The 2500-nt window shown below is 48.0% G+C and carries 1 tRNA gene and 2 rRNA genes (1 of these 3 cut by a window edge); all 3 read left to right on the top strand.

The annotated features are described in order from the left end of the window. A 23S ribosomal RNA gene (locus ACFIJR_RS08445) occupies positions 1 to 1587 on the top strand; it begins 1228 nt to the left of the window's first position. 72 nt (positions 1588 to 1659) lie between these two features. Next, a 5S ribosomal RNA gene (gene rrf / locus ACFIJR_RS08440) occupies positions 1660 to 1774 on the top strand. 104 nt (positions 1775 to 1878) lie between these two features. Beyond that, positions 1879 to 1955: transfer RNA gene (locus ACFIJR_RS08435), tRNA-Met, on the top strand. Positions 1956 to 2500 lie beyond the last annotated feature (545 nt).

The following is a 2500-nucleotide window of genomic DNA, read 5'->3' as shown; positions in this document are numbered from 1 at the left end:
TTCATTGAGTAAGTGGTAGCGGAGCGTTCCGTAAGCCTGTGAAGGGAGACTCGTGAGAGCTCCTGGAGGTATCGGAAGTGAGAATGCTGACATGAGTAACGATAAAGGGAGTGAGAGACTCCCTCGCCGAAAGTCCAAGGGTTCCTGCTTAAAGTTAATCTGAGCAGGGTGAGTCGGCCCCTAAGGCGAGGCCGAAAGGCGTAGTCGATGGGAACCACGTTAATATTCGTGGACCTGTGGGTAGTGACGGATTGCGTATATTGTAAGATCTTATTGGATTGATCTTGCAGTGAAGCAGTTCCAGGAAATAGCTCCCACATATAGACCGTACCCCAAACCGACACAGGTGGACTGGTAGAGAATACTAAGGCGCTTGAGAGAACTACGTTGAAGGAACTCGGCAAATTGCACGCGTAACTTCGGAAGAAGCGTGACCCTTTAGCGGGCAACCGTTAGAGGGTGGCACAGACCAGGGGGTAGCGACTGTTTACCAAAAACACAGGGCTCTGCGAAGTCGCAAGACGACGTATAGGGTCTGACGCCTGCCCGGTGCTGGAAGGTTAAGAGGAGATGTGCAAGCATTGAATTGAAGCCCCAGTAAACGGCGGCCGTAACTATAACGGTCCTAAGGTAGCGAAATTCCTTGTCGGGTAAGTTCCGACCTGCACGAATGGCGTAACGACTTCCCCGCTGTCTCCAACGTAGACTCAGTGAAATTGAATTCCCCGTGAAGATGCGGGGTTCCTGCGGTTAGACGGAAAGACCCCGTGCACCTTTACTATAGCTTTACACTGGCATTTGTGTCTGTATGTGTAGGATAGGTGGTAGACTTTGAAGCAGGGGCGCTAGCCTTTGTGGAGTCATCCTTGAAATACCACCCTTACCGATATGGATGTCTAACCGCAGTCCGTTATCCGGATTCGGGACCGTGTATGGTGGGTAGTTTGACTGGGGCGGTCGCCTCCTAAAGAGTAACGGAGGCGCGCGATGGTAGGCTCAAAACGGTCGGAAATCGTTTGTTGAGTGCAATGGCATAAGCCTGCCTGACTGTGAGACTGACAAGTCGAGCAGAGTCGAAAGACGGTCATAGTGATCCGGTGGTCCCGTGTGGAAGGGCCATCGCTCAACGGATAAAAGGTACGCCGGGGATAACAGGCTGATGACCCCCAAGAGTCCATATCGACGGGGTTGTTTGGCACCTCGATGTCGACTCATCGCATCCTGGGGCTGGAGCAGGTCCCAAGGGTATGGCTGTTCGCCATTTAAAGCGGTACGTGAGTTGGGTTCAGAACGTCGTGAGACAGTTCGGTCCCTATCTGCCGTGGGTGTTGGAATATTGACAGGATCTGTCCCTAGTACGAGAGGACCGGGATGGACGTATCTCTGGTGGACCTGTTGTGGCGCCAGCCGCATAGCAGGGTAGCTATATACGGAAGGGATAACCGCTGAAGGCATCTAAGCGGGAAACCCACCTGAAAACGAGTATTCCCTGAGAACCGTGGTAGACCACCACGTTGATAGGTCAGGTGTGGAAGTGTGGTAACACATGAAGCTTACTGATACTAATCGTTCGATCGACTTGATCGTTCTCATTTCCTATATCCATTCTTAAAATAACAGAAATATTTCCAGCTTCTCATCATTCATGCTTTTTGCTGACTTGGTGGTTATGGCGGAGTGAACGCACCCGATCCCATCCCGAACTCGGCCGTGAAACGCTCCAGCGCTGATGGTACTTTGCCTTAAGGCACGGGAGAGTAAGTCGCCGCCAGGTCTGCTAAAGGCATGATAGATAACAATTCAAAAATAAAAATGTAATCAGATCAATGCTCAATACTCAGAGTAGACAATAAAAAAATCTTGTTCTAAAATATGTGACGCGGGGTGGAGCAGCCCGGTAGCTCGTCAGGCTCATAACCTGAAGGCCGCAGGTTCAAATCCTGCCCCCGCAACCAAAGTTCCAAAACTAATAACTTCCATAAAAATCAAATCACATCTAAACATCACTCTGCAACCATAGTAGAACGTGAAAATATAAAAATGTACGTAAGCGAAAATGTTATAGAATAACCCTTCACTCAAACTTCCCCCTTTAGCTGTATAGGCTTAGGGCTTTTTAGAAATTGCGAGAGCACTATGGAAGAAGAATAAAACGTACAAACTGCCTAAAAAACTATAAAAATATGACAAGGGGATGGGGTGGCTTGAAAATATTCCCTCTCTAAAAAATGCAATGCCCCATATAGACATGCCACTTGCTGCTGTTTGTTCACAATAGAGTGCAAAAAATAGCGCTTAACCTAGATTCCTCTCAAAAATTCTCTGATGCCTCTCAAAGTAACTTGAAAAAAAGCTCTTGTTCATCCGTAGCTGGTAGTAGAAGTTATGTATCCATTGCAGTAGAATCTTGGTTTTTATCAGGTTTGCTAACTTGTGTATCGGAACAGACAGAAAAAAAACGTAAGGGTGGTTCTGTATCTGCTGTCATTCTCTTATCGTT

The organism is Bartonella sp. OD88NMGDW, from assembly GCF_042193775.1.
Taxonomy (GTDB): domain Bacteria; phylum Pseudomonadota; class Alphaproteobacteria; order Rhizobiales; family Rhizobiaceae; genus Bartonella; species Bartonella grahamii.
This window is presented reverse-complemented; position numbering and strand designations above follow the sequence as displayed.